Origin of the sequence: Yersinia sp. 1252 StPb PI (genome assembly GCF_048593885.1) — a bacterium.
In the GTDB taxonomy this organism is placed as follows: domain Bacteria; phylum Pseudomonadota; class Gammaproteobacteria; order Enterobacterales; family Enterobacteriaceae; genus Yersinia; species Yersinia enterocolitica_E.
Map to the genome: position 1 here is coordinate 1 of NZ_JAZGQE010000303.1, position 2,922 is coordinate 2,922.

Sequence of the window (2,922 nt, forward strand, 5' to 3'; positions counted from 1 at the left end):
CATATATTGTGCACCTACGGTAGCTAACAGCTTGCACAGTGAATATCATATAAACCTGAATCCAAGATTGCACAGTGTAAGATTGGTTAATGAAGGTATAAGGTGATAGTTAATAAGTTATAGTTTTATCATAACGTTTAACTGTTCAGATTATTACCTGTCAGTCTTGTTATCGGTGAGCGGTAGCGAGATAACAACAATAGGCACAGACCTATGGACGAAGTGTTAACGTAGTCTATAAGGTCATAATATTATACTAAGAGACTAACTATACATTCATTAACATTCATTCCTTAGTCAGTCTTTAACTGATTTAGTTAAATGATCTAGTATTAATTTAGTTATAATCTAGTAGTGGTGATATGGGGGGGGAACCACCTCTCCCCCCGTAGGGATGACTACCTACCCCCATGAGGGGAGACCCTACCTCTCCCTATGGAGGGGTGACCCTATATTTATCTAATCTTACTTTGTATCTTTAATGTTATTCAAAGAATTATACACTCCTGCCCCAACACAGATTTCATAACGAAAGAATAAGTAGCACAGTGAATTAACACTTCATCACCGGATGATAAACTATCAATAATGCTATCTTGTTGATCTATGTATCTCTGCATGAAGTTATTCTTAGTCTTCTCTGCAATATAGAGACGCGCTTGCTTAAATTTACCTTTTGAGTTTTTTAGTTCAATAACAGGTTTCCCAAATGCCGATATGGATATGGTTTCAACTTTACCATAAATAGATGCTGATAATTTATTAAGTTTCTTTTGCATAGAGTACTCATTCTTCTCATATCCACTTTGCATATCCACAACACTAAAGCGCGGCGAAATATCATCTAATTTTTGAGCAAGTTTCATTGCCATATCATCTTCATTTATATATTCACACCGTTTACTTCCAGCCACATTCCCTAGCATGTTCTCAAATATCGTAAGTAGCATATAAAAATCAGAGCCAGCGATATCAACCTTGCAATTTGTAGATATATCCGGCAGAAGTAATAATTTAGAACTATCTATTTTAGAATCTGAATTTGCAAAAGCAATTGAAGATAAAATGATATAGCATATTCCGCTCAGGAACATAATTTTGAGTCTATCTTTGCCCATATACTTAATTCCCTATAAATATTAGGCATTAAATATAGCTTATATCCCCATATAACTGGTACTAAATAAACGGATGCAAATCACAATTATCTAAACAAGGTTTCATGACGAAATCCTCTACTAGCCCCGCCCTATCTGGCCTACATAATACTGTAGAAATAAACTGACTTAGCGAATATCCCTCTTAACCCTCAAAACCATGCAAAAAATGAACTACAAATGAATTTTTTTATTTGATTATCATTATTGTTTGTTGTTGATATGCATTCTCACTTACATATGCATAACACCTAACCACCTCTTTGTTATCTGTTATGTCTGTTTATCATTTGGGTACACCCCAACGATAGGTTAGAAGTCATAGTCAAAAACCTATCATTTAGGCCTTGATATAACCTATTTGATAAATTATCATTGAGATAACTTAAATGATAAATGAAGGTGTGATATGAAATATGGATACGCCCGTGTCTCTAGCAAAGGTCAAAATCAAGCACGACAGCTAGCCGTACTTGAGCCACTGTGTGACGAGGTAGTCACCGAGACTGAATCAGGCAAGACGACTAAAGACAGACCAGAGTTAAAGCGTCTCATGGCCTTGCTACGTTCTGGTGATGAGTTAACAGTTAAATCAATTGATCGACTTGCAAGAAACACCAAAGAACTCTTACAACTAATTGATGTGCTAATCGAGAAAAACGTTAAAGTCACTTTTATTGATAACAATCAGACGTTTGATAATAGTCCTACATCAAGATTGATACTCACTATGATGGGTGCTGTAGCAGAGTTTGAACGAGGGATTATTGCTGCTCGCCGTGATGAAGGGATTGCGATAGCGAAAGAAAAAGGGAAATACAAAGGCAAGCAGGCAAACAAAGAACTGCATGCAAAGGTCTTACGGTTACTTGCAGCAGGTAACAACACGATTGAAGAAATAGCCAAAATTGCACAGTGTGGTGTTGCTACCGTTTACCGTATCAAGAAGACTATGAATAACTAATCTCACCATGCTAGCGCCTTGCTAACCCTGTCATTTAGCCCCCCCAAAGGGGTCTATACATACACACCCACATCCCCCACCAACTCTTCTCTACGGGCTTCCTACGCGCTGTAAACAGCACACATATCATTGTGAATATTTTGATATTACTAATGCGAATGATTCGCGTCTGGTTGAAGTGCTTAACAGTGCGGACACTTAGCAGGCAATATTTTAAGGCAAGAAAAGATAGAAAGTAGTCACATTGAAACTAGGCAAGAATGGGGGGTGGGGATAAAACGGACAATAGAAGCCATAAAGCCCCGTTGGTGATACAACAACCATAAGCGGAGCGTAGCGACTTCATCAGTATTCTCATTACACAATAACTTATCAGGATGCCTTGTGTACCAATAGAGGAGCGTGGGCGAGACGCAGACAGAGCTTGCATAAGGTGTGCAAGTACCATCACCATAAACCTGTTTTGGCTATCATCGTTGACAGCACATCGGGCTTAAATGCTCATTGTGTAGTGTTTTGGGTAGAGTTTAGAGCCTGCATGGTTTGTGCGGCATAGATTTCTTGTTGTGCTATCGCGGTAAGACTCTGGAAGAACCGCCAGTGTATTGATATGCTACCCAATTAACCACACATCAAAACGCGACAGTTATCTGGGGTAGTTCAATGGGGCTAAAAGGCGGGTATGTGAGTTATCACTATCGCCGGAAGCGCTTATATATCTAATTTATTGATATATAAGGAGATTGGAGCGGGTGAAGGGAATCGAACCCTCGTATAGAGCTTGGGAAGCTCTCGTTCTAC

At 38.8% G+C, this 2,922-nt stretch carries 2 protein-coding genes; one reads left to right on the top strand and one right to left on the bottom strand.

From position 1 onward, the window contains the following. Nucleotides 1-488: 488 nt before the first annotated feature. Entirely contained in the window at nucleotides 489-1,118 is a 630-nt protein-coding gene (locus V2A85_RS22930; RefSeq protein WP_420072464.1) for a hypothetical protein, read from the bottom strand. 448 nt (nucleotides 1,119-1,566) lie between these two features. Here V2A85_RS22930 and V2A85_RS22935 point away from each other — a divergent pair, with 448 nt between their 5' ends. Further along, the gene (locus V2A85_RS22935) at nucleotides 1,567-2,121 is read left to right on the top strand and encodes a recombinase family protein (RefSeq protein WP_083158914.1); all 555 of its coding nucleotides are present in this window, start codon (nucleotides 1,567-1,569) and stop codon (nucleotides 2,119-2,121) included. The last annotated feature ends 801 nt before the right edge of the window (nucleotides 2,122-2,922 follow it).